Annotated in this window: 1 protein-coding gene; it reads right to left on the bottom strand. The window is 70.1% G+C overall.

Annotation, left to right across the window (positions count from 1 at the left end):
- Window positions 1-876: IS30 family transposase (locus AB4030_RS22395; protein ID WP_442281405.1), on the bottom strand; the 876-nt coding region annotated here is incomplete at its 3' end.
- Window positions 877-881 lie beyond the last annotated feature (5 nt).

Below are 881 nucleotides of genomic sequence, written 5' to 3'. Positions count from 1 at the left end.
GTACGGAAGGTGCAGCAGCCGAAGGACCCGGGTCGTGCGCTCCACGAGCGTGCCGATCGCCGAGCGCTGGTCCTTTCCGATGATCAGGTCTCCTTCCCAGTGCCCAGCCTCGGACCGGTCCTCRGGCGGAAACGGTCGCTCGTGGACCGTGCGCATGGGCTGCTCGAACCGGGCCCGTCGACGCTCGGTTCGCTGATGGGCGCGGCGATGGTTGCGTTCGGTGCGCAGCGGCGACCGGCGCTGCGGGGCCAGCGGTGAAGGCCGGACCAGCACCGAACCGGGTTGRTAGAGAGCTTGATAGATGCTTTCGTGACACAGCCACATGTCCGGCCGTTCGGGGAAGGCGGAGCGCAGGTGGCGACTGATCTGCTGCGGGCTCCATCGCTGCGCCAACCGCTCGKCGACATGCCGCCCCAGCTCGGYGTTGGTGTCAACGCGACGCCCGGGACGGCGGGCGCGACGCGTGGTCGCGGCCCGGTGCGCGTCGAACGGGCGGTACCCCGCGGCGCCGGTCGCGTTGCGACGTAGCTCGCGGGAGATCGTCGAGGGCGCTCGTCCTAGGCGCTGCGCGATCTGCCGAATGCCGAGCCCGGCATGGCGGAGATCGGCGATCTGGATCCGCTCGTCCTGGGAGAGRTACCGGCTGCTGATCTGACGCACCGCCAGACGYTCCAAGCCGGGCACGAACCCGACGACACGGCCGCGGCGGTAGACCTTGTAACCGCRGGCCCAGTTGTTCCCCGCGGTACGGGACACGCCGACCTCGCGTGCGGCCGCCAGGACACTCCACCCCCGCTCGCGCAGCTCCATGAACCGTTGACGCTTGGCCGACTGCGGGCGACGCCCCGGCCCCTTCTTGACACGACGAGACGACATCTTCA

The sequence above is a fragment of the Terrabacter sp. 2YAF2 genome, assembly GCF_052114705.1.
Taxonomy (GTDB): domain Bacteria; phylum Actinomycetota; class Actinomycetes; order Actinomycetales; family Dermatophilaceae; genus Terrabacter.
This window is presented reverse-complemented; position numbering and strand designations above follow the sequence as displayed.